General features: G+C 66.7%; 26 protein-coding genes and 1 tRNA gene. 14 read left to right on the forward strand and 13 right to left on the reverse strand.

Annotated elements, in window-relative coordinates:
* Positions 1–23: 23 nt before the first annotated feature.
* The 7 genes from HNP52_RS13475 to HNP52_RS13505 form a co-directional block, all read right to left on the reverse strand.
* Positions 24–1760 (reverse strand): arylsulfatase, encoded by a 1737-nt coding sequence (locus tag HNP52_RS13475; RefSeq protein WP_184167892.1) that lies wholly within the window; start codon positions 1758–1760, stop codon positions 24–26.
* Positions 1761–2072: 312 nt separating this feature from the next.
* Positions 2073–2149, reverse strand: a tRNA-Arg gene (locus tag HNP52_RS13480).
* A 43-nt stretch (positions 2150–2192) separates the two neighbouring features.
* Positions 2193–3680, reverse strand: a complete 1488-nt coding sequence (locus HNP52_RS13485) for an ABC transporter permease (RefSeq protein WP_184167894.1) — start codon at positions 3678–3680, stop codon at positions 2193–2195.
* A complete protein-coding gene (locus HNP52_RS13490; protein WP_184167896.1) occupies positions 3680–4588 on the reverse strand; it encodes an ABC transporter ATP-binding protein in 909 nt (302 codons plus the stop codon). Before HNP52_RS13490 ends, HNP52_RS13485 begins: the two co-directional genes overlap by 1 nt.
* 208 nt (positions 4589–4796) lie before the next feature.
* Positions 4797–5258 (reverse strand): DUF1178 family protein, encoded by a 462-nt coding sequence (locus HNP52_RS13495; protein ID WP_184167898.1) that lies wholly within the window; start codon positions 5256–5258, stop codon positions 4797–4799.
* An 11-nt stretch (positions 5259–5269) separates the two neighbouring features.
* Positions 5270–5527: a glutaredoxin 3 gene (gene grxC, locus HNP52_RS13500; protein ID WP_184167900.1), complete on the reverse strand. Its 258-nt coding sequence runs from the start codon at positions 5525–5527 to the stop codon at positions 5270–5272.
* Positions 5528–5561: 34 nt separating this feature from the next.
* Complete coding sequence (locus tag HNP52_RS13505) at positions 5562–6320, reverse strand: ComF family protein (protein WP_311768465.1); 759 nt, start codon at positions 6318–6320, stop codon at positions 5562–5564.
* 42 nt (positions 6321–6362) lie between these two features.
* On the opposite strand from HNP52_RS13505, the gene HNP52_RS13510 reads away from it, so the two are divergent.
* The 6 genes from HNP52_RS13510 to HNP52_RS13535 all read left to right on the forward strand — a co-directional run bounded on the left by HNP52_RS13510 (position 6363) and on the right by HNP52_RS13535 (position 9576).
* Positions 6363–7208 (forward strand): class I SAM-dependent methyltransferase, encoded by an 846-nt coding sequence (locus HNP52_RS13510; RefSeq protein ID WP_184167904.1) that lies wholly within the window; start codon positions 6363–6365, stop codon positions 7206–7208.
* Between the two features lie 117 nt (positions 7209–7325).
* Positions 7326–8318 (forward strand): hypothetical protein, encoded by a 993-nt coding sequence (locus tag HNP52_RS13515; protein ID WP_260396084.1) that lies wholly within the window; start codon positions 7326–7328, stop codon positions 8316–8318.
* Positions 8315–8713, forward strand: a complete 399-nt coding sequence (locus HNP52_RS13520) for a hypothetical protein (protein WP_184167906.1) — start codon at positions 8315–8317, stop codon at positions 8711–8713. Before HNP52_RS13515 ends, HNP52_RS13520 begins: the two co-directional genes overlap by 4 nt.
* Before the next feature lie 38 nt (positions 8714–8751).
* Positions 8752–8994 (forward strand): hypothetical protein, encoded by a 243-nt coding sequence (locus HNP52_RS13525; protein ID WP_184167908.1) that lies wholly within the window; start codon positions 8752–8754, stop codon positions 8992–8994.
* A gap of 160 nt (positions 8995–9154) precedes the next feature.
* A complete protein-coding gene (locus HNP52_RS13530) occupies positions 9155–9301 on the forward strand; it encodes a hypothetical protein (protein WP_184167910.1) in 147 nt (48 codons plus the stop codon).
* Positions 9302–9309: 8 nt separating this feature from the next.
* The gene (locus HNP52_RS13535) at positions 9310–9576 is read left to right on the forward strand and encodes a hypothetical protein (protein WP_184167912.1); all 267 of its coding nucleotides are present in this window, start codon (positions 9310–9312) and stop codon (positions 9574–9576) included.
* Positions 9577–9592: 16 nt separating this feature from the next.
* On the opposite strand, the gene HNP52_RS13540 is transcribed toward HNP52_RS13535, so the two are convergent.
* Positions 9593–10000: a (deoxy)nucleoside triphosphate pyrophosphohydrolase gene (locus tag HNP52_RS13540; RefSeq protein WP_184167914.1), complete on the reverse strand. Its 408-nt coding sequence runs from the start codon at positions 9998–10000 to the stop codon at positions 9593–9595.
* 61 nt (positions 10001–10061) lie between these two features.
* On the opposite strand from HNP52_RS13540, the gene HNP52_RS13545 reads away from it, so the two are divergent.
* The 4 genes from HNP52_RS13545 to HNP52_RS13560 all read left to right on the forward strand — a co-directional run bounded on the left by HNP52_RS13545 (position 10062) and on the right by HNP52_RS13560 (position 11033).
* Positions 10062–10250 carry a Flp family type IVb pilin gene (locus HNP52_RS13545; RefSeq protein WP_184167916.1) on the forward strand — a complete coding sequence of 63 codons (189 nt, stop codon included), beginning with the start codon at positions 10062–10064 and terminating at the stop codon, positions 10248–10250.
* Between the two features lie 144 nt (positions 10251–10394).
* A complete protein-coding gene (locus HNP52_RS13550; protein WP_184167918.1) occupies positions 10395–10562 on the forward strand; it encodes a Flp family type IVb pilin in 168 nt (55 codons plus the stop codon).
* A 95-nt stretch (positions 10563–10657) separates the two neighbouring features.
* A complete protein-coding gene (locus HNP52_RS13555) occupies positions 10658–10813 on the forward strand; it encodes a Flp family type IVb pilin (protein ID WP_260396085.1) in 156 nt (51 codons plus the stop codon).
* Between the two features lie 67 nt (positions 10814–10880).
* Complete coding sequence (locus tag HNP52_RS13560; protein WP_184167922.1) at positions 10881–11033, forward strand: hypothetical protein; 153 nt, start codon at positions 10881–10883, stop codon at positions 11031–11033.
* Between the two features lie 19 nt (positions 11034–11052).
* On the opposite strand, the gene HNP52_RS13565 is transcribed toward HNP52_RS13560, so the two are convergent.
* The 4 genes from HNP52_RS13565 to HNP52_RS13580 all read right to left on the reverse strand — a co-directional run bounded on the left by HNP52_RS13565 (position 11053) and on the right by HNP52_RS13580 (position 14984).
* The gene (locus HNP52_RS13565) at positions 11053–12000 is read right to left on the reverse strand and encodes an acetyl-CoA carboxylase carboxyltransferase subunit alpha (RefSeq protein WP_184167924.1); all 948 of its coding nucleotides are present in this window, start codon (positions 11998–12000) and stop codon (positions 11053–11055) included.
* A gap of 158 nt (positions 12001–12158) precedes the next feature.
* Entirely contained in the window at positions 12159–13061 is a 903-nt protein-coding gene (locus HNP52_RS13570) for a tyrosine-type recombinase/integrase (protein ID WP_311768466.1), read from the reverse strand.
* Positions 13058–14818: a hypothetical protein gene (locus HNP52_RS13575; RefSeq protein ID WP_260396086.1), complete on the reverse strand. Its 1761-nt coding sequence runs from the start codon at positions 14816–14818 to the stop codon at positions 13058–13060. Before HNP52_RS13575 ends, HNP52_RS13570 begins: the two co-directional genes overlap by 4 nt.
* Before the next feature lie 28 nt (positions 14819–14846).
* Positions 14847–14984, reverse strand: coding sequence for a hypothetical protein (locus HNP52_RS13580; RefSeq protein ID WP_165828499.1), 138 nt, complete (start codon positions 14982–14984; stop codon positions 14847–14849).
* Positions 14985–15059: 75 nt separating this feature from the next.
* Here HNP52_RS13580 and HNP52_RS13585 point away from each other — a divergent pair, with 75 nt between their 5' ends.
* Positions 15060–15599: a shikimate kinase gene (locus HNP52_RS13585; RefSeq protein WP_184167925.1), complete on the forward strand. Its 540-nt coding sequence runs from the start codon at positions 15060–15062 to the stop codon at positions 15597–15599.
* Positions 15596–16684, forward strand: coding sequence for a 3-dehydroquinate synthase (aroB, locus tag HNP52_RS13590; protein WP_184167927.1), 1089 nt, complete (start codon positions 15596–15598; stop codon positions 16682–16684). Before HNP52_RS13585 ends, aroB begins: the two co-directional genes overlap by 4 nt.
* 98 nt (positions 16685–16782) lie before the next feature.
* On the opposite strand, the gene HNP52_RS13595 is transcribed toward aroB, so the two are convergent.
* Positions 16783–18717: a TonB-dependent siderophore receptor gene (locus tag HNP52_RS13595; RefSeq protein WP_184167929.1), complete on the reverse strand. Its 1935-nt coding sequence runs from the start codon at positions 18715–18717 to the stop codon at positions 16783–16785.
* Positions 18718–18860: 143 nt separating this feature from the next.
* Between HNP52_RS13595 and HNP52_RS13600 the strand changes: the two genes are divergently transcribed.
* Together HNP52_RS13600 and HNP52_RS13605 are read left to right on the forward strand one after the other, a co-directional pair.
* Positions 18861–19706 carry a LytTR family DNA-binding domain-containing protein gene (locus HNP52_RS13600; RefSeq protein ID WP_184167932.1) on the forward strand — a complete coding sequence of 282 codons (846 nt, stop codon included), beginning with the start codon at positions 18861–18863 and terminating at the stop codon, positions 19704–19706.
* 96 nt (positions 19707–19802) lie between these two features.
* Positions 19803–21815 (forward strand): PAS domain-containing sensor histidine kinase, encoded by a 2013-nt coding sequence (locus HNP52_RS13605; RefSeq protein WP_184167934.1) that lies wholly within the window; start codon positions 19803–19805, stop codon positions 21813–21815.
* Positions 21816–21822 lie beyond the last annotated feature (7 nt).

Consider the following 21822-nt stretch of genomic DNA (forward strand, 5'->3'; position numbering starts at 1 on the left):
GCTGCGGGAGACGACTGCCCGGGCTAGTCCGAAAAGGTGTCCGCCTTGTCGGGCGAGCCGCCACCGACGCCCCCCTCGGCACGCAGCTTCAGGCCCACCGACATCGCCCAGTCACGCCACGCTTTCGCAAGGCGCCCGACGATCTCGGGATGCCGGGCCGCCAGGTCGTTCGTCTCGGTACGGTCGCTGGCGAGATCGTACAGCGCCCATTGGCGATAGCTCTGATCGCCGCCATGCGGCGCCAGCGAGACGATCTTCCACTGTCCGTCGATCACCGCGCGCGCGCCATAATGCTCGAAGAAGAAGGGTCTCGGATTCGGCAGCGCCTTCCCGGTCAGCGCCCCCGCGAAGGACCTGCCGTCCATCGGCGCGCCCTTTTGCGACGGTGCGATGCCCGCCAGCTCGAGCAGGGTCGGCGTGACGTCGACGATATGGGTGCCCTGCGCGACCACCCTGCCCTCGCGCCGCTTCATCCCGGCAGGCCAGCTGATGAAGAAAGGCGTATGGGTGCCACCCTGATAGCTCTCGGCCTTCCACCAGTGGAACGGCGTGTTGGCGGCGCTCGCCCAATGCGCGCCAATCCCAGTCTGGTTGAGTTCGGTGCCGATGCCCCCGGGATATTCGCCATAGCCGATCTTGCGGCCGTCGCGCGTCTCGCTCGGGCGGTCATAGCCCGGGCGCACCATGATCTCGGGCGAGGCACCATTGTCCACCAGGAACATGATGACGGTGTTCTCATAGGCGCCGCTGTCCTTGAGCGCCTGGACCACCCGGCCGATGCCCTGGTCCATGATGTCGATCATCGCGGCATGGGTCGCCATCTTGCGGACCTGCTCGGCGCGGTGCTCGGGCGTGAGCGCCTCCCACGTGGTCCTGGCATTCTCGGCATAGTCGTCGTCGAGCGGCGGCAAGGGATCAATCCTGGGATCGACCAGGCCCAGCTTCACCTGGCGCGCATAGCGGCGCTTGCGCATCGCATCCCAGCCATCCTCGAAGCGCGGCAGGTATTTCTGGATGACATGCTCGGGCGCCATCAGCGGCCAATGCGCGGCGGTATAGGCCAGGTACATCATGAAGGGCTTGTCGCCCTTGCCGAGCGTGTTCACCTGCTCGACCGCGTGATCGCTGATCGCATCGGTCAGGTAGAAGTCCTTGGGCACCTCGCGAACCGGTGTGTAGTTCTCGACCAGCGAGAACGGGTCGTAATAATCGCAGACGCCCCAGATGATGCCCCAGTGATAGTCGAAGCCCCGCGATACCGGATAGGTGCGCCTGTCCCCGAAATCGCGGTCGAAATGGCCCTGGTGGTTGAGCCATTTGAGATGCTCGGCCGGCGGCGTGAGCGGCTCGGCGGCGGTCAGGTGCCACTTGCCGATCATGGCCGTCGCATAGCCGCCCGCTCGCAGCTGCTCCGCCACCGTCGGCGTGTCGAGCGACAGGCTGGTGCCATTGCCGGTCATGTTCACGCGGTGCGGATAGCGCCCGGTGAGCAGGCTCGCCCGCGATGGGCAGCAGCGTGACATGTTGTAGAAATTGTCGAACCGCACCGCCCTGCCGGCCAGCGCGTCGAGATGCGGGGTGTCGGTGTCCCCGCCATAGGCGCCAAGGTCCGAATAGCCGATGTCGTCGCCCATGATGACGATCATGTTGGGCCGAGTATCGCGGCGCCTCGCCCAGGCGAGCCCCTTGCCCGCACCGAACGCCGCGGCCGCCATCGCGCCAAGCGACAAGCCGCCCTTCAACGCCTGACGGCGGTTCATCCCTCTCGCTTCGTCAGCCACCGGCCACTCTCCCAAGGCACTTAATCTTATTAAATCACTTATATAATATAATTTAACCCGGTCAACGCTGCTGCGCCGAGACATCGACCACGAGGCGCTAGCTGCCCAGCGCGCCGGCCTTCTTTCCAAAAGACGAGGAATGCTGAAATGAATCGCTGCGTCCTGATCGACGCGGTTGCGACCGCGACCGGCCTCACCAGGCCGACGCCAGGCAGGCCGTGGATACACGAACGCAACGATCGGGATTCGGTCCGCACAATCGCGAAACCCGCGGAATTCCGCGGGTTTCGGTGGTGCCCCCGGCGAGATTCGAACTCACGACCTGCGGTTTAGGAAACCGTCGCTCTATCCTGCTGAGCTACGGAGGCACGGGCGCGGTTGGTATCGGGGCCGCGCCCGAGGGTCAACCGGCTAGGCCTCCCGCCGCATCAGGCCGATGATCTCGCCGATGCTGCGCCGTCCACCGCTGAGCAGGCTGGCACGGAACACGCGGCCGAGCAGCCAGATCTCCAGTGCGATGAACAGCGCCAGGGTGATGCCCGATCCGATCATCTCCCAGAACGGGATGCCGCTGCCCAGCCGCGCCATCACGGTGAACGGAGTATAGAGTGGTACCCAGGTGAGCACTTGCACGCCGATCCCACCCGCACCGTTCACCACCGCCTGGACCAGCAGGGTGAAGGGCATCATGATCAGCAGGATCACCGGCGTCAGATAGCCCTGGGCATCGCGCATCGAGTCGCTCATCGCGCCGATCACCAGGAACAGCATCGACACCATCAGATAGCCGGCGACGAAGAAATAGAGGATCGCCGCGACGCTGCCGACCGTGGAGACCGGTTCCAGCGCCGGACGGATGATGTCCGCGATCGCGCCGTGCGTGGCATAGGCGGCGAAGATCCCGCAGGCCGCCCAGGTGAGGATCATCGAAAGGCCGATCGCCACGGTGCCGACCAGCTTGCCGTACATCAGCTCGTTGGGCGAGACACAGGCGAGCACCGTCTCGAGCAGCTTGTTACCACGCTCCTCCACGGTGCCCTGCAGCATCCAGCTGCCCGACAGCATCAGCGACATCATCAGGATATAGGCGCAGGCCAGCGGCAGGATCGAGCGGACCAGCACGCGCTCGCGGCCGCTGCCCTCGGGCGGGGTGGTCACCTGGATCGCCGGAGCGATCGCGCCCACGGTCGCTGCGGCGGCCGGCGCGACGCCATTGGCCTGGAGATAGCGGGTGCGCAGATCCTGGGTCAGCACCGTCTGCAACGTCCCCACGAAGGAAGCGCGCGGACGACCGTTGGCCCAGAGCCGCACCGCCGGCGAGGCGCCGAATTCGCGCGGGATCAGCACGACATAGTCGATCGGCTTGGCGCTGGACTTGTCGTCCGGATGGAGGAGCGGCTGGAGCGCCTTGTCGATCTGGCCCGGCGCGGCGGTGGCGACATTGGCCGGGGTCTCGACGATCCGGTAATTGGCCTCGGGCGCCTTGAAGCCCGCGGCGTCTTCCTTCGACACCGCGGCGATCTGCTTGCGCGCGCCCTCCACCCCGCCCTCGGCGAGGAAGCGGGCGACATCGGCGTCGCTGTACCAACGGCCCTGCTGCGCCCAGAGCGCGTTGGGGTTCGCCTTTTGCAGCTCATGCCGGCGGACATAGCGGGCAAGCGCATCGAGCGCGGCACGCTGCTCGTCGAGCGTCAGCCGCTGGCGGATCGCCGCCGAGGGCGCGCCGCCGGCCTGGTCGATCAGCATCACCGTCTCGGTGTCCGACTTGTCGATGAAGCGCGAGGCGAGCGGCCCCAGCGCAAAGGCGAGCGGCAGGATCAGCAGCGTGATCCAGAAGCTCTTGGTCATCGCGATCTGGCGATATTCGCGGCCGGCGACGAGGAGGATGTGCTGGAGCATTAGCGTGCCTCCCCGCCGACGATGTGAAGGAAGACTTCGTGCAGGCTCGCCCGGCGCTGTTCGAAGCGGCGCAGCGCGAAGCCCTGCGCGGTGCAATGTTCGAGCAGGTCGCCCGGATCGCCACCCGGCGCGAGCCGCACCGACCAGTCGCGCCAAGCGCCCGCCTCGCCCAACGGCTGCGCGTCGATCACACCCGGCAGACCCGTGGGTGACTGTTTCGCGGAAAGGTGAAGCTCGACGGGAAGCGTCGCGCGGGCCTCGTCCTGCGTGCCCTCGAACAGCTTCTTGCCGCGCGCGAGCAGCAGCAGCCGGTCGCAGAGCCGCTCGGCATGCTGCATGACATGGGTGGAGAAGACCACCGCCGCCCCGCCCTTGGCCGCGCGGACGATCTCGTCCTCGAGCAGCCCCTGGTTGACCGGATCGAGGCCTGAGAAAGGCTCATCGAGGATCAGCAATTGCGGACGGTTGACCACCGCGGTCGCCAGCTGGACCTTCTGCGCCATGCCCTTGGAGAGCTTGTCCACCGTGGTCTTGGCGAAATCCTGCAGGCCGAAGCGCTCAAGCAGCGCCTTGCCCTCGCCCCGCGCATCCGAGGGCGTCATGCCCTTGAGCCGGCCGAAATAGACGATCGTGTCGAGCGCGGTCATCGAGCGATAGAGGCCGCGTTCCTCGGGCAGGAAGCCCAGCATCGCGCTGTTCGCGCGGCCCGGCGCGCGGCCGAGCACCGAGATGTTCCCCGCGTCGGGGCGCAGGATGTCCAGCACCATGCGCAGCGAGGTCGTCTTGCCCGCGCCATTGCCGCCGAGAAAGCCGAACACCTCCCCGGGCGCCACTGCGAAACTCAGATTGTCGACTGCCGTGAAGTCGCCGAAGCGCTTGACCACGCCGTCCAGGCGCAAAGCATCCATTGCAAGATTCCCCCGATTCCCGGGGAGCTTAACCAGTGTACCACTGGGCTACAACGGTGAAGGCGGAAAGGGACCGAAGCCGATCCAACTCAGTTCCCCGGCAAAGGCCAGGGCCCAGTTGCAATGTCGTTCGAGAGGTTCGCGCGCCTAACCGGATGCGCCGAAGCTGGACCCCGGCCTTCGCCGGGGAACTGCCTCGTGCAGGCGATCAGTTGCACGCCTCGGGCGGCACCACCGGCAGCGGCAGCGGCGCGACTGGCACACCTTCCTCGATCAGCGCCTGCGCCTCGGCAAGGCTGGTCTGGCCGTGGATCGGCGCGTGCGGCGTCTCCCCCAGATGCATGGCGCGCGCCTTGTCGGCAAAGGCCGAGCCGACCCATTTCGAGCCCTCCAGCACCTTGGCCTGCATGTCGGCGAGCACCGCCATCGCGGCCTTCACCGCCTCGGCCGGAATCCCCGCTTCGCCCGCAGGCACAGGCAGCGACGGCACGGCGACCTGGTTGCCCTTGGCGCCGACATTGGGCGCCATCACGGCCTTCCCAACCTCCGCGCTGCCGCACATCGGGCAGGCGACCAGCCCGGCGGCGCGCTGCTCCTCCCATGCACCGCTCGATCCGAACCACGCCTCGAAGACATGGCCGGCTTCGCATTTGAGGTCGAAGACGATCATCGCCCGAAGGCTCAGGCGGCGAGCAGCGGATCGAGCCCGCCGCGCGCATCGAGCGCCGCGAGATCGTCGGACCCGCCGATATGCTTGCCGTCGATGAACACCTGGGGAACGGTCATCCGGCCGTTCGAGCGGTCGATCATCTCGGCACGGCGCGGGCCGCCCATCGAGATGTCGATCTCCTCATATTCGGCCTGCTTGCTGTCGAGCAGGGCCTTGGCCCGGGTGCAATAAGGGCAGAACGCCTTGGTGAAGATTTCGATCTTAGCCATTTCACGTCACACCTGTGGTCGCGCCCGGCGCTTGTCAATCCGCGCCTTCCCCGGAGTCCAGAACGCGAGCCCAGCATAAAAGGATCACGCGCGCCGCGCCGCCGCGCTTGAGCAGCCTCGCACAGGCATTGGCGGTGGCGCCGCTGGTGTGGACGTCATCGACCAGCACCACCGTCCGGCCCGCCAGCCTTTCCCGCGCGCCCGGCGCCAGTGCGAAGGCGCCGGCCACCGCCTTTGCCCGCGCCCTCGCCCCCAGCCCGCGCAGCATCGGCGTCGCCTTCACCCGACGCAGCAGGTCGGGCGCAAGCGGCACGCCATGCGCGCGGGAAAGCGACGCGGCGATCAGCCCGGCCTGGTTGTAGCCGCGCGACCAGAGCCGCCAGCGGTGCAGCGGCACCGGCACCAGCAGGTCCGCCTCCTCCGGCATCAACCGCGCCATCGCCCGCCCCATGGTCGCGGCACAGGCGAGCCGCCCCGAATATTTGAGCTTGAGCGCGATGGCCCGCGCCACCTCGCCATAGGCGACCGCGGCGCGCACCCCGTCATGCGGCGGCGGATCGGCAAGGCATTGGCCGCACCGCGCGCCCTCCCCCCGGTCATGCTCGAACGGCAGGTGACAGGCGGCGCACCAGGGCGGACCCAAGAAGCGCAGGCTCCCCCAGCAGGCGGCGCAGAAGCGATGATCCGCCGGGGTGATCGCGCCGCAGCCCGGACAGCGCGGCGGCAGCGCGAGATCGGCGATACGCGCCAGGGGCCGCACGAGCGGGCGCAGGAGGGTCGCGGGGCCGGCCACACGTGCCTTGTCCCCGGCGGCGCACCGGCGCACAAGCGCGCCATGCCCCAGAATGGACCGACTGATTCCGCCGAGATCTTCGACCGCGCCCTGCGCCGCAAGCGCCGCGACCGCGCCGCCCGCCGCTATGAAGGCTTTATCCGCGAGCATATGCTGGAGGGCATCGGCGAGCGCCTGGCCGGGGTGACCCGCGAATTCCACGACGTGCTCGACATGGGCAGCTTTGCCGGCGGCTTCGAGCTGCCCGGCGCCAGCATCACCCGGATCGACGCCGGCGCCGCCTTCGCCGCCCAGGCCGGTGGGGTCCAGGCCGATGAGGACCGCACGCCCTTTCCCGAGAACAGCTTCGACCTGGTGGTGAGCATCGGCGTGCTCGACCAGATCAACGACGTGCCGGGCGCGCTCTCGATCGCCCGCCGCGCGCTGCGCCCCGACGGGCTGTTCCTCGGCGCCTTTCTCGGCGCGGGCACGCTGGCGACGCTGCGATCGGTGTTCCTGCATGCCGAGGGCGAGCGCCCGGTCGCGCGCTTCCACCCCCAGATCGACGTGCGCGCCGCTGGCGACCTGCTCACCCGCGCCGGCTTCGCGCTGCCGGTGGCGGACGTCGAGACGCTGACCGTGCGCTATTCGAGCATCTTCTCGCTGCTCGGCGACCTGCGCGGCATGGCGGCGACCAACCTGCTGCCGGGCACCCCGCCCCTCACCCGCGGCACCCTCGCCCGCGCCGCCCAGGCCTTTGCCGAGCGCGCCGACCCGGACGGCAAGACCCCCGAGCGCTTCGAGATCGTCTACCTGACCGGCTGGGCCCCGGACGAATCCCAGCCCAAGCCGGCCCGGCGGGGCAGCGCGGTGGCGTCGCTGGCGGAGGCGTTGAAGGGGAAGAATTGAGGCGACTGCCTCGGCGGACTCACTTCGAACGGATTGGTCCGGTTCGGAGGGAGTTACGCTTGTATTGTTGGAATATGTTCTTGAAATGTTCTCACCGCAATTGGGAAAGGCGGTGGCATGGGCATTTCGGGACAGGGGCAACCAACAGCATTTTCGATCTGGATGCGGACAGGGCGATGGCCCCGTGTTGAGGCGCCAAGCGTCGAGGTAAAGTTCAACCCGTGGCATGATCCGCGGAACGGGCAGTTCACGTTCGGGCCGGGTGGGCCGCGGTCAACGGCGCTGGATGGAACACAGCCAAGCTGGACCGTAAACGCCAACCAACCGGGCGGCGGCTCCCGAGGCGGCGGCGGACGCGGAAGCAATATCCGCGCATTCCACGATCCCATGACGCTTGAGCAGACATTCCCCGGACTGCGAAATTCACCCCTTGGAACACCGGTAGCCGTTGCCGACAACATCCTAGGGTTCAGATCTGCGGCACGCCAAATGACCACTGAAATGGCGGATCGCTGGGTAAAAACCTATCTACAGCAGATAAAATCCATCGATCCCACGTATCAATACGCCTCCCTGGGACCACCGTCCACTTTCGAGGGGCAGATGAGGCAATTGAATGATTTGAGATTCCGACGCGCTGAAGCCCATATGCGCGTAAAGGGCGACCTGCGTCCTCTACAGGTTGAGACATTGCGCTTCCTTCAAGATGCGACGAATCGAGCATACGAAAACGGCCTAAAGCTGCAACGCGCTGGCCGCCTGGAACCTCGCCTGTCGCCCAACGAAGCGCTCGGCAATTACATCGATCGAGCTGTTCGAAGTGAGTTGCGAGAGCGCTATGGCGCACTAGGCATCGCTTCATCCGGCAATGGGCTTGTGCGGGTTAACAGACGGGAGAATAACACCTCCGAGCGCACCTATCGTATTCCTGACGCGAGAGTTGGAAGTGTCGCTTTTGACGTAACACTGACCAACAAAACCATCTTAACCGCGCAAATAAGAGGATTCTTCAACACGGATTTTCGTCCGGAGATGGTCGTCATCATCCGACCAACCCAGCTCGGGGGTATATATACCTACGCCATACGCCGACCGGAGAATGTAAAATGAACGATCCAACCCCACCCTACATCCCTCCTCGCCCCTATATTCCTGCTTCGTTGAGCGAGATCTATGACCTTCTCGGATCGATGGTGCTAGATGCCCCCACCTTCATCGATCAGTCGGGTTCCTTCCCGGATCGAAACGTAGAAAGCCGCTTCCATCAATTGGCTGGAGGCTTTGAGCTCGTAAAAGCCAAGCTCGGCGAAACGCGTTACGCATCACTCGTCGAACTTGCAGCGCAAGCAAAGGCGTTGTTCGCCGACGATCTCGAAGACACCAACGGAAAAACGGATCAGGGACGTGCCCTGCTGTTCGAAATCGAGGACATAATCCAGGCAACCCGGGCCGAGCGGACCAAAGAGCGACTACCGGACGAAGAAGGAAACGTGACCGGAGATTGAACAGACGACCCCAACCGCAAGATGAGGATGCCCAAGTCATGATGATACATCAGATCGCGCGAGCCTTGGCCAATCTCAACATCGCGCTTGAATTTTCCGGAGAGTCCATAGACGAGGACGATGTCATCAAAATCTTGGAGCGACTTGGATACGATCTACAAAATCTCGACACCGAATCTCGTAAAATATTAAGCGATGCCTTCCGTCACATTGCACCTGAATATAAGGGTGAGCTTCGCGAATTCGTGGAGACCCTACCCGATACGATCGGCATTGAATAGCGAGGCGTGGCGAGCCGCATGTTCCAGCAACAGTCGCTCACCCGCTTGCACAAATCAGGCATCGCGATTCCGATCACCCTACCCTTGCTCGATGAATTTGTGTTTCGGCCAATTAGCGAAATGCTGGATCGCATCCTCTGTCTAAACGCAGCAGCAGCCGTTGCCCATCGTCACAATCGAGCCATCGGCAAATTATCAGAACTACGGTGGTGAAGGCCTGCCCGACAAAGCAATCCGCATCGATATCGGATCCAACAAGCCCGGCTTCAGCCTGATGGAATCATCTGAAGCACGCTCTTGGGAATGAGGTGATCAATGCACGCCATGATGATCGATCAGATCGCACGCATTCTTGCCAACTTCACTCTTGCGCTAGATTACTCTGGAGAAATCATCGACGCGGATGACATTGTAAAAATTCAGGAAGTCATGGGTGCGGATATGCAAGCCCTAGACCCCGAATCGCGCAGAATGTTGAGCGACGCTTTCCGCAGGATTGCCCCAGAATACGATGGGGATTTCCGCAAAGCCGTTGAGAGCATGCCCGAAGACTTCGGCCTCGAAGACGAAGATCTAGACTAGCCCCAGTCAGCACGGCTCAAACCATCCCCACCAACGCCGCCACCAGCGGCACATCCGCCGGCGGCATCGGCATCCCGCGCATCTCGACCGGGGTCACCCAGCGCAGCTCGGTGGCGTGATGCGCAACCGGCTCGCCTTGCCAGGTCCGCGCGACGTAGAGCAACAGCAGCAGGTGCCGCCCGGCCAGCGGCTCGCTGGCGAAGGCGATCGGGCTCAGGTCTTTCACGCTAAGGGTTAGTCCCAGCTCCTCGTGCAGCTCGCGGGCGAGCGCAGATTCGGGGCTTTCGCCGTGCTCGATCTTGCCGCCGGGGAACTCCCACAGCCCCGCCATCGGCTTGCCCGGCGGGCGCTGCTGGAGCAGCACGCGGCCGGAATCGTCGATCAGTGCCGCCGCTACGACGAGCAACATATCAGAAGCATCCATCAGCTTTTCGTTAAGCCTCTTTGGCTAGTCTTGGGCTACCTTTGGAGAAGAAGTGCCCCCGATGCGAGCCCTTGTACGCGCGATCCACCAGGTGATGCATGACCGCCGCGCGGCGACCGCCGTCGAATATGGCTTCATCCTCGCGCTCATCGTCCTCGCGATGATGGCCAGCCTGACGAGCGTGGCCAACCAGACCAAGAACATGTGGGGCAACGTCACCAACAAGGTCCAGGCGGCCACCCAGTCCTGAACGGTTTCGCGTAAAGTGGTTACGCCCTCGTAACGCTCGGCCTTAGGCGTTTCTTTACTTCCGGATTGTAGCTTGATCGTGCCGAACCGGAGTCTTCCGGGGAGGCCGGGTGAATGAAGCTATTTTGAACTCTGGAGACCGGTTATGATGAAGATCCGCAACTTCCTGAAGAATTCCAAGGGCGCGACCGCCATCGAGTACGGCCTGATCGCCGCTCTGATCGCCGTCGCCGCGATTGCCGCCATGCAGGGCCTGGGCAACTCGCTGAAGTCGACCTTCACCAACGTTTCGTCGAACATGAAGGCTTCGTAAGCCTCGATCCGACAAACGGAACGAAATCGGGCGGCGGGACTTACAGTTCCGCCGCCCTTTTCATTGCTTTAGAGGGGTTTATGATTAACAGTTTGATGACTTTCCTGCGCGAGACGCGCGCCGCCACCGCGATCGAATATGGCCTTATCGCCGCGCTGATCGCGGTCGCCGCCATCGCCGCGATGCAGGGACTCGGCAATTCGCTCAAGAAGACGTTCACCAACGTCTCCTCGAACATGAAGGCCTCGTAGTTTTCCTGAACCCGGACGAACCGCGCGCTTCACCCGGTGTACATGCCGACTCTCCTATAAGGAGAGGATGAAGCAGATTATCCCCCACAAGGCCGTACGGCCGATGGAGCTGGCGCTGGTCGCGTTCCTCGCGATCTGCGCCATTCTTGCGGTCGTTCAGGGCCTGGGCATGCTCGGCGCGAGCATGGCCGCCTCGGAGCACAGCGCGCCGGTTCGCTAACCGACGCGCTTCGCCTTTCTCAGATCCGCCCCATCGCCAAGAACTTGGCGCGGCGGGCCTGGCGCAGGCTCTCGGGCGACATGCCGTCGAGCTTGGCCAGCGATTCCTCGATCGCATCGCCCAGTGCGTGGATCGCGGCACCCTGATCCCGGTGCGCGCCGCCCAGCGGCTCGCTGACGATCCGGTCGATCACCTTCAGTTCCTTGAGATGCTGTGCGGTGACCTTCATCGCCTCCGCCGCGTCGGCCGCCTTGTCGGCGGTGCGCCACAGGATCGAGGCGCAGCCCTCGGGCGAGATCACCGAATAGACCGCGTGCTCCATCATCAGCACGGTATTGCCCGCGGCGAGCGCGATCGCGCCGCCCGAGCCACCCTCGCCCAGGATCGAGGCGACCAGCGGCACGCCCAGGTTGAGGCACGCCTCGGTCGAGCGCGCGATCGCCTCGGCCTGGCCGCGCTCCTCGGCTTGCACGCCCGGGAACGCGCCCGAGGTGTCGACCAGGGTGATCACCGGCAGGTTGAACTTGTTGGCCAGCGCCATCAGGCGGATCGCCTTGCGATAGCCCTCCGGTTTGCCCATGCCGAAATTATGCTTGAGCCGGCTGGCGGTGTCGTCGCCCTTCTCATGGCCGATCACCATCACCCGGCGCCCACGGAACCGGCCCAGGCCACCCTGGATCGCATTGTCGTCGGCAAAGGCGCGGTCGCCGCCCAGCGGCATGAACTCTTCGATCAGCCCGGCGACATAATGTTTGAAGTGCGGCCGCTCCGGATGGCGCGCGACCTGGGTCTTCTGCCAGGGCGTGAGCTTGGCATAGGTGTCCTTGAGGAGCTTTTCGGCCTTGGCCTGAAGCGGGCCGATCTCCGCGTCGATATCGACGGCGCCGCCCTGGGCGGTCTGGCGCAGCTCGTCGATGCGGGTCTGAAGCTCGGCGATCGGCTTCTCGAAGTCGAGGAAAGTGGTCATCGAGCGGGGGCTAACCTTGGTGTGAAGCTACGTCAACGCGCAGCTGTGTCCCGGAGGTGCGCAGGCCCTTCATGAAAGCGGCTCCCCGGCGAAAGCCGGGGCCCAGCGTTTCTCTGCCGACTCGCTTGCGACTCTGGGCCCCGGCTTTCGCCAGGGAACTAGCTTTTGTTCAGCGCTTCCCCCAGCGGATGCCGCTGGTTGACCAGCTCGACCAATCGACGGCTGTCGACATGGGTATAGATCTCGGTCGTCGCGATATCGGCATGGCCGAGCATCGCCTGCAAGGCGCGCAGATCGGCCCCGCCCTCGAGCAGGTGGGTGGCGAAGGCATGGCGCAGCACGTGCGGGCTCACCCGATCGGGCGGGATCCCCGCCTCCCCCGCCAGCGCGCGGACGAGCTGGTAGAGCCGCACCCGCGACAGATGTCCCTTGCCCGAAGGGAAGAGGAACGGCCGCTCCGACGTCACATGCGCCCGCCACGCCGCCACCGCGGCACGGGCGCGATCCGAGATCGGCACCAGCCGCTCGCGCCCGCCCTTGCCCTTGAGGATCAGGTACGGGCGATCCGGCGACACGGCACCGCGCGGCAGCGATACCAGTTCGGTCGCGCGCAGGCCGGAGCCATAGAGCAGTTCGATCAATGCCTGGAGCCGCAGGTCGTTGGGATCGGGCGGCACCCGGGCGATACGATCGGCAATCGCCGCGAACATCTTGTCGACATCCTCGACGCTCAGCACCTTGGGCAGCGCGCGGGCGGTGCCGGGGCGCGGCAGGGCGGCGGAGGGATCGTCGGCGCGCAGCCCCTCATCGGCAAGAAAGGCATAGAAACGGCGCAGCGATGCCGATTTGCGCGCGACGGTGGCGCGGGACAGCGCTTGCCATTCGCCGCCGAGCCTCTCCAGCTCCGGCCGCCCCGCCCCGCCCAGCCCGCCGCCGAGAAACTCGGAAGCGAGGCGCAGGTCGGTCTGGTAGGCGGCGATGGTATTGGCGGCGGCGCCCGCCTCCGCCCGCATCATCTCGAGGAAGCGCTCGATCAGCGCCCGGTCATCGGAAGGGTTCACGCCGTACGCGTGACCGCCTCCACGGCGATCATCCGCGCATAGCTGGTCATCCCCGCCGCGCGCATCGCCGCGACGATGTGGAACAGCGCCTCCGGCGTCACATTATCCCAGACGCGCGACTGCATGCCGACCGCGGCGAACAACGCGACCATACCCGAATCGCCGCGCCGGCCGGCCGCGTCGATCGCGCGGGTCCAGTCGTTCTGCGCGCCGATCGCCACGTTGAGCGCCTGGGCGCCGCGTTGGGCGTCGCTGGTCTCGAACCGGCCCAGCCCGGCGAGCCCGGCAAAGGCGAGCTGGGCGCGACGCTGACCCGCGGCATCCTTGAATGCATCGAAATCGCCATAGGCAACCGGCCCCTGCGCGCCGGGATCGCCGAGCGCGAGCAGGCCCCAGGCGATGCTGCCGCGCGGCACCACCGTGCGCCATTCCATCGCCTTGGTCTCGTAGCCGGCGGACAGCATCGAGGCGATCAGCTTCTCGGGCTCCTCCACCTTGGCATCCGCCGGGATCCAGGACGCAGCGCGCGCGGTGAGGATCAGCCGGGCATATTGGGTGCGCGGCGTGCTCGCTTCGGCCCAGAGCGTGCGGATCGCCTTGATCCGCTCTGCGACATTGCCGTCGGTATAGGCGGTGCGCAGGTCGCGCGCGACCGCGCCCTCCGTGCTGTTTGCATCGTCGCCCTCGGCGATCTCGCTGTAGAGATCGACCAGCCCGGCATTGGAGAAGACGCCGGCGGTTGCAGCCAGCTCGGCAGCGGCGGCGCGCGCGCGCGGGCTCAGCTGCGGAGCGAGCGACTGCCAGTAGCGCACCTGCGGGCCGGCGGAGTTATAGAGCGAAAGCGGCACTTCTTCGCCGGTCGCGGTGGCAAGGCCCCAGCGCCAGGCGTTGAGCCGGGTGATCCCGCCCCATTCGAGCGTGACCGCGCGGCGCCCCTGCGCGCCGGTGCCGAGCACCTTTTCGGCGAGAAGGTTGTCGATGTCGCTGGCCGGCGTGCCGCCGCGCGCCTGATCGAGCAGCTGGCCCGCCTCGTTCGGCTTGCCGGCAAGACCCGCGCACATCGCCTTGGCGAGCGCCCAGCCGCGCTGGTGGATATACTGGTTGCCGCGATCGGCGATGCCGCACAGCCCGCCCGGATCGGCAGTGGCGAGCGAGACCTGCATCGCCACCTGCAGCATGCGCGTGGTGTAATTGTCGGTATCGACGTCGTTGATCACCGCGCGAGCGGCGTTCGCCTCGCCCATGCGCAGCAGCAGCCAGGCCCGCTCGGCGGCGAAATCGGCGCCGTTGATGTGCCTGGGCGTGTTGAGCGGCGACATCAGCGCGCGGCGCAGCGCGATCGATGCCCAGCGCGAGGCGACCGGGGCGCTCAGCCGCTGCATCAGCACCGCAAGCGTGCGGCCATCGGTGGCGCCGAACGCCTTGGCCGGGAACGGCGTGTTGCCGGCGGCGAGCGCGCCGGTGCGGTTCAGCGAGTGCTTGGCGTAATCGGGCAGTTCGTAGCGCGAGAGATCGACCGGGCCGGTCGGCACCTCCGCGACATCGGTGGTGTTCGAAAGCGCGGCGCTGTCGTTACCCAGCGTCGGCACGCTGGAAATCGGCGCGGCGGAGGGCACGGTCGAAGCAGGAGCACTCGCGGCCGGCGCAGGCGCCGGGCGCGGCGCGGGAGCCGGTGCCGGTTCGTCGAATCCCGGCGGCAGCAGCGATTCGGGCTTGTCCTGCTGCCCCAGCGCGGGCACCGCCGCGCCAGCCAGCAACAGCGCCCCAAGCGCGAGTTGGCGGCCCTTAATTCGCGAGATTTTCAAGCGGGACCACCTTCTCCATGCGCACCGGCTCCTTCTTCGTCTCGCGGCCTGCGAGGAAGAAGAGGCCGCCAACCAGGACGACGAGAATGACGATCAACGCAACAATCAAGCGGGACATGAAGGGGTCCGGTACAATGAGACTTTCGCGGGCCTTTTGCCCGACGACCGCCCTCGCTGTATAGCCCTTCCGAACATGTTACAAACACAGGCAGTGAATACCGGGTGGACGGGCAAGGCGATCGTGCTGATCGGCCTGATGGGTGCGGGCAAGACCACGGTCGGCCGGCGCCTGGCGCAGCGCATGCGCCTGCCCTTTGTCGACGCCGACCATGAGATCGAAGCGGCGGCGGGGATGACCGTGGCCGATATCTTCGAGCGTTTCGGCGAGGCGCATTTCCGCGACGGGGAACGGCGGGTGATCGCCCGGCTGGTCGATGGCGCCCCCAAGATCATCGCGACCGGTGGCGGCGCCTTCATGAACGAGCATACCCGCGCGCTGATCCTCGACCAGGCGATCGCGGTATGGCTCGATGCCGAACCGGCAGTGCTGGCCGACCGGGTGCGGCGGCGTGACACCCGCCCGCTGCTGCGCGGACGCGATCCCGAAGTGGTGCTCACCGAGCTCGCCGCGCTGCGCAATCCCTATTACGCGCTTGCGCCGATCCGGGTGCCCAGCATAGCAGCGCCGCACGACACCACCGTCGATGCGATCCTGAAGGCCCTGAATCCGTGACAATCGTTCCCGTCGCGCTTGGCGACCGCAGCTATGACGTCCGCATCGAGGCGGGGCTCCTCGCCCGCGCCGGCGAAGCACTCGCGCCCTTCTACAAGGGTCGGCGCTGGGTGATCGTCACCGACGAGAATGTCCGCCCGCACCTGGCCACATTGCAGGCGAGCCTGGGCCCGAGCGAAGCGATCATCCTGCCCCCGGGCGAAGGCACCAAGAGCTGGGGCCAGCTCGAGGCGCTGCTCGACAGGTTGCTCGAGCTCGGCATCGAGCGCAGCGACCATGTCATCGCGCTCGGCGGCGGCGTGATCGGCGACCTGGTCGGCTTCGCGACCTCGGTGCTCAAGCGCGGCTGCAACTTCGTCCAGATCCCCACCACCCTGCTCGCCCAGGTCGACAGCTCGGTCGGCGGCAAGACCGCGATCAATACCCGCGCCGGCAAGAATCTGGTCGGCGCCTTCCACCAGCCGAGCGTGGTGCTGATCGATCCGCAGGTGCTCGACACGCTTCCGGCACGCGACCTTCGCGCCGGCTATGCCGAAGTGGTGAAGTACGGCCTGATCGACGATTTCGCCTTTTTCGAATGGTGCGAGGCCAATGCCGCCGCGCTGATGGCCGGTGATCCGGCAGCGCGCGAATATGCCATCGCCCATTCCGTCGGCGCCAAGGCCCGCATCGTCGCGGCCGACGAGCGCGAGACGACCGGCACCCGCGCGCTGCTCAACCTCGGCCACACCTTCGGCCACGCGCTCGAGGCCGAGACCGGCTTCTCGGACAAGCTGCTCCACGGCGAGGGCGTCGCCGCCGGCATGGCGCTGGCCTTCGGCTTCTCGGCGGCGCAGGGCATCTGCCCCGGCCAGGACGCCGAAAGGGTTGCCGCGCACCTGGCTGCGGTAGGCCTGCCGGATGGGCTGAAGGCGGCGGGGATCACCGCCTCCGGTGCGCGGCTCGTGGAGCACATGCTCCACGACAAGAAGATGAGCGCGGGCACCCTGCCCTTCCTGCTCGCCCGCGGGATCGGCCAGACCTATCTCGACAAGACGGTCAACCTTGCCGAGGTGGCCGCGTTCCTCGACACGCAGCCTAGGTAAGCCCCATTTCCTGCTCCCCGGCGAAAGCCGGGGCCCAGGGTTTCTCTGCCCTGTCGCTTGTGACCCTGGGCCCCGGCCTTCGCCGGGGAAAACATGGGTTAGATTTCTCCGGTAAGCGTCAATGTCAGCGTCCGCGGCACGATCGGCGTGATCAGCCCCGAGTTGGTCGGGTTCCAGGCGAACTTGTCGGTGAGGTTGGTCACCCGCGCCCGCAGCGTCACCGGATGACCGTCCAGCTCGAACGCCTGGCGCACGCCCAGGTTGAAGGTCGCATAGCTCGGCAGCTCGACCCGATTCTCGCGATCGGCATAGCGCGCGCCGCGTACATTCAACCCGCCATCCACCGTCAGCCCCTCCATGCCCGGCACCCGCCAGGTCAGGTTGGCCAGCGCGGTCACCTCGGGCCGCCCGATCGGCCGGGTGCCGATCACGCCCCGATCGACCAGCTCACCTTCGATCTTCGCATCGAGATAGGTCGCCCCCAGCACCGCGCTCAGCCGCGAGGTGAGCGGGCCGGCCAGGGACAGCTCGACGCCGCGATGTCGCACCTTCCCGACAAAGTCGAACGCGCCCGCCGCATCGATGCCGGGGGTCGGCTTGGACAGGTCGAACAACCCGGCGATCAGCGTCGGGCCACCCGCGAAGCCATATTTCACTCCCAGCTCGGCTTGGCGCGAGATGGCGGCGGGCAGCACCGCGCCGCGGTTGCTGGCATTGGCTGGCGCGACGCCCGCTTCCTCCAGTCCGCGCGCATAGCTGGCGAAGCCGGTTAGCCGATCGCTGATCGCCACCGACAGCGATCCGCCATAGAGCCAGGGCCGCGTCACCTGTTCGGTTACCCGGCCATCGACGGCGCGCACGCGCTTGGCATAGTCGACCCGTTGCGCATCGAGCCGCAATTCGGCGAACGACCCGATCGACAGCCGATAGCCAAGCCCGCCGGTCCATTGCCCGACATCGTCCCGCATCCGCGCCGCGCCGCGCGAAACCGCCGGTGCGGCAACCTCGGGAATATCGTTCACATCGGCATAGGTGCCCAGCGTGTAGCTTACGCCGGGATCGCTCTCGACCATCGAATCCCTGCGGCGAGCCATGGCGATGATCCGATGCGTGAGATTGCCCGTCCGGAATTGCCTGGCCGCCGTCAGCTCGCCGGAGATAGACCGGCGATTCTCGGCGCCGAACACCAGCCCGCTCTGGGCCGCCTCGCGGCCATTGCCGGTGAAGCGCAGCAGGTTGAACACGCTGCGGGTGTAGGGAAGCGCGTTGCGAAACAGCGAGGCCCCGAAGGTCCAGCCGTTGCCGGCATCCACATCGGCAAAGGCACCGAGCAGGTCGGACTCGTTATAGCCGCGCATCCAGCTTTGCGTGCGGTTGGTCCAGCGCTTCACCTGGTCCGGCGCGCCGGCCGGATTCGCGAAGAATGTGTCTCCTTCGCGCGGGAACCAGTTGTGGCTCCACAACCCGGTGACCCGCACCCCCGGCGCCGGCGACCAGCGCGGCACCAGCCCGGCCGCAACGAAATCGCCGCCGGTCCCATCGCTATACTGTTGGGCGACACTGAGCTGCAGCCCGCCGGCGACCGACAGCTCGCCTCCCGCGGTGCCGGCCGCCCCGCGCAGCATCGCCACCGGCCCCGATCCGCCCCACCAGCCTGCCTCGAGCGAAGCCCGGGAGCCGCCCCCGGCTGCCGGCAGCGTATACTGCACCACGCCCGAGGGGGCCGCGAAATCGGTGCGCAGGCCATTGGCGCCGACCCGGATCGCGGTGCCGCCGTTCAGCGGCTGGAGCATACCGGCGACCCGGACATAATAATGGTCCTCGATCCGGTAGTTCCCCGCCGCCTGCAGGTCGAAACCGCGCACCTCCCCTTCCGAATAGAGCCCGACTTCCTCGATCCCCACGCGCCTGCCGAACGCATCGTCGGCGGCGCGCACCACATCGCCATTGGCGGGCGGCTGCGGCGCCCGCGCGGTCTGGGCATGGGCGGTCGGTACCGCGAGTACCGACAGGCAGAACAACGAATGACGCATGACTGGAACCCTCTTCCCTGACACCCCCTGTCGGCGCCGATTTGCCGCTGATCGAAGGGCCGGGAGAGCGTGCTGGGACGAATGAATTGCCGGCGTGACGAACGGCAGTTCGCGCGCGCGCGTTCGCGGGTTATCCTGCGTGCATGGAGAGGGCGGCCGGCGAGTCGATCTGGGACATTCGGGTCCCGCTCAGTGTAGCGGCGGCGCTGGCGCTGTTCGCCTTCCTGCTCGGCTTCGGCATGGGCGGCCTGGAGACGGGTGCCGATCGCTTCTCCACCGAGCATCCCGATGAGGCGCGGCTGGCGCGAATCCTCGTCTGGGGTGCGATGCTCAGCATCGCCTGGGCCTGCCGCAAGCCGGTGCAGGAGCTGCTCCAATCGCCTCGCCATTCGCCGCTGCTGCTCGGTGCGCTGGCCTTTGTCCCGGTCACCCTGGCCGAACTTGCCGCATCGCGCTTCGCCTTCGCCATCTCGCCATATCAGCTGTGCGGCCCCGGCGGCCCGGCCTTGCCCGCGCCGCTGGTCACGTGCCTGCCGCGCTCAGCGATCCTCGGCTCGACCGCGCTGCTCACGCTGATGGCCTGGGGTCGCCACCTCGCCAATCGCCGCATGCTCGACAATGACGAAGAGCAGTCGATCGAACCGACCCTGCTCGCGCCACCCAGCGCGGAGGACTGGCTCGACCTGCCCGAGGCGCCGTTCCTGCGCGTCCGTGCCTGCGACGTCGCCCAGATCCGTTCGGCCGGCAATTACAGCGAGATCATCGCGCATGGCCGCGTCCATCTCGTTCGCGCGCCGCTTTCCGAGCTCGCCGAGCGCTTCGCCGCGCTCGGCTTTGTCCGCGTACACCGCCAGGTGGTGGTCAACCGCGGCCATGTCTCGCAAATCTATCGCGAGGCCGGCGGCCGCCCGGCGGTGCAGCTGCGTTGCGGCGAGATCGTGCCGCTCGGCCGCAGCTACCGCACCGCGCTTTCCACGCTCTGCCATTGATCCCCAGCTTTCCCGGGACCTGATCGCCCTCTGCCGCGTTGAGTTGGCAAGCGGGCAAATTGCGCCTGCGCAACGAGACCAACCCTCGGGACGCGGATGGCCACGGCGATCTTCCAGACGAACAGTTTCGAGAAGCTCGGGGAGCTGGGCCGCCTGACTGCCGCCATCGGCACCCAATCGCCGCTCGGCCCGGTCTCCACCTGGTCGAACGCGCTCACTTCCGCCGTACGCATGATGCTGCCCGCCCGTGCCGAGATCGTCATGTTCTGGGGCCCGGATTTCTGCGCACTATACAACGACGCCTATGCCCCGACGATCGGCGACAAGCACCCCAATGCGCTGGGCCAGTCGGCGCGGATCTGGTGGGGCGAGCTGTGGGACGATCTCGGCCCGTTGCTCCAGGGCGTCCGCGATACCGGCGAGACTTTCTGGGCGAAGGACCGCCCCTTCTACATCGAGCGCGACCAGGGACGCGGCGAGACCGTCTATTTCGACGTCAGCTATTCCCCGGTGTTCGACGATGACGGATCGGTCGGCGGCGTGCTCTGCATCGTCAGCGAGACGACCGCGCGGGTACTTTCCGAGCGCGAGGCGCTGGCCGACCGCGCACGGCTCTGGACGCTCGCGCGCGACCCCTTCCTGATCGCGGACAGCCAGGGCATCTGGCGCAACGCCAGCCCGGCCTGGACCGAGATACTGGGCTGGAGCGAGGCGGAACTGACCGGCCGCACCTCCGAATGGATCGAGCACCCTGACGATCTGGCGCGCACCCGCGCGGAGCTTGCCAAACTCCAGCAGGGCGAGCCGACCTGGCGCTTCGAGAACCGCCTGCGCGGCAAGGACGGCGAGTATCGCTGGTTCAGCTGGACGAGCGCGCCCGAAGGCAATCTGCTCTACTGCGTCGCGCGCGACATCACTGCCGAACGCGAAGCGGCAGAAGCACTCGAGACCGCGGAGGCGGCACTGCGCCAGGCCCAGAAGATGGAGACGGTCGGGCAGCTCACGGGCGGCGTGGCGCATGACTTCAACAATCTGCTCCAGGTCGTCACCGGCAATCTCGATATCCTCCAGCGCAACCTGCCGCCCGAACAGCCCCGCCTCGCGCGCGCGGCGGACGCGGCGATGCAAGGCGCGCAGCGCGCGGCCATGCTGACCCAGCGCCTGCTCGCCTTCTCCCGTCGCCAGCCGCTCGCCCCCGAGCGCATCGATCCCAACCGGCTGATCGCCGGCATGTCCGACATGCTCCACCGCAGCCTGGGCGAGACGATCAGCGTGGAGATCCTGCCCTCGGCGCGGACCTGGCCGGTCGAGATCGACGCCAACCAGCTGGAGAACGCGCTGCTCAACCTGGCGATCAACGCGCGCGACGCGATGCCCGAGGGCGGCAAGCTCACCATCGAGACCGCCAACACCCATCTCGACGCCCATTATGCCGCCCGCGACAGCGAAGTGGCGCCCGGCCAATATGTCGTGATCTGCGTGTCGGACACCGGCACCGGCATGGATGCGGACACGCTCGCCCACGCCTTCGAGCCCTTTTTCACCACCAAGGAAGTCGGCCGCGGCACCGGGCTGGGCCTGTCGATGGTCTATGGCTTCATCCGCCAGTCCGGCGGCCATGTCCGGATCTATTCGGAGCCCGGCCATGGCACCACGGTGAAGATCTACCTGCCCCGCTATCGCGGCCAGGCCCATGTGCCCGAAGCCACCGCCGCAGAGGTCGCGCCCCAGGGCAAGGTCCATGAGACAATCCTCGTGTGCGAGGACAATGACGATGTCCGCGCCTACACGGTCGAGGTGCTGCGCGAGCTGGGGTACCGGGTAATCGAAGCCGGTGACGGCCCTGCCACGCTTGCCGCGCTCGATGCGGAGCAGGGCCCGATCGACCTGCTCTTCACCGATGTCGTCCTGCCGCGCGGGATGACCGGTGCGGTGCTGGCCGCCGAAGCGCAGGAGAAGCGCCCCGCACTCAAGGTCCTCTTCACCACCGGCTATGCCCGCAACACGATCGTCCATCATGGCCGGCTCGATCCGGGCGTGCAGCTCCTCCCCAAACCCTTCACCTATACCGACCTCGCCGCCAAGGTGCGGGAGATGCTCGATCAGTGACCTTGGC

Origin of the sequence: Sphingomonas kyeonggiensis, assembly GCF_014204495.1 — a bacterium.
In the GTDB taxonomy this organism is placed as follows: domain Bacteria; phylum Pseudomonadota; class Alphaproteobacteria; order Sphingomonadales; family Sphingomonadaceae; genus Sphingomonas; species Sphingomonas kyeonggiensis_A.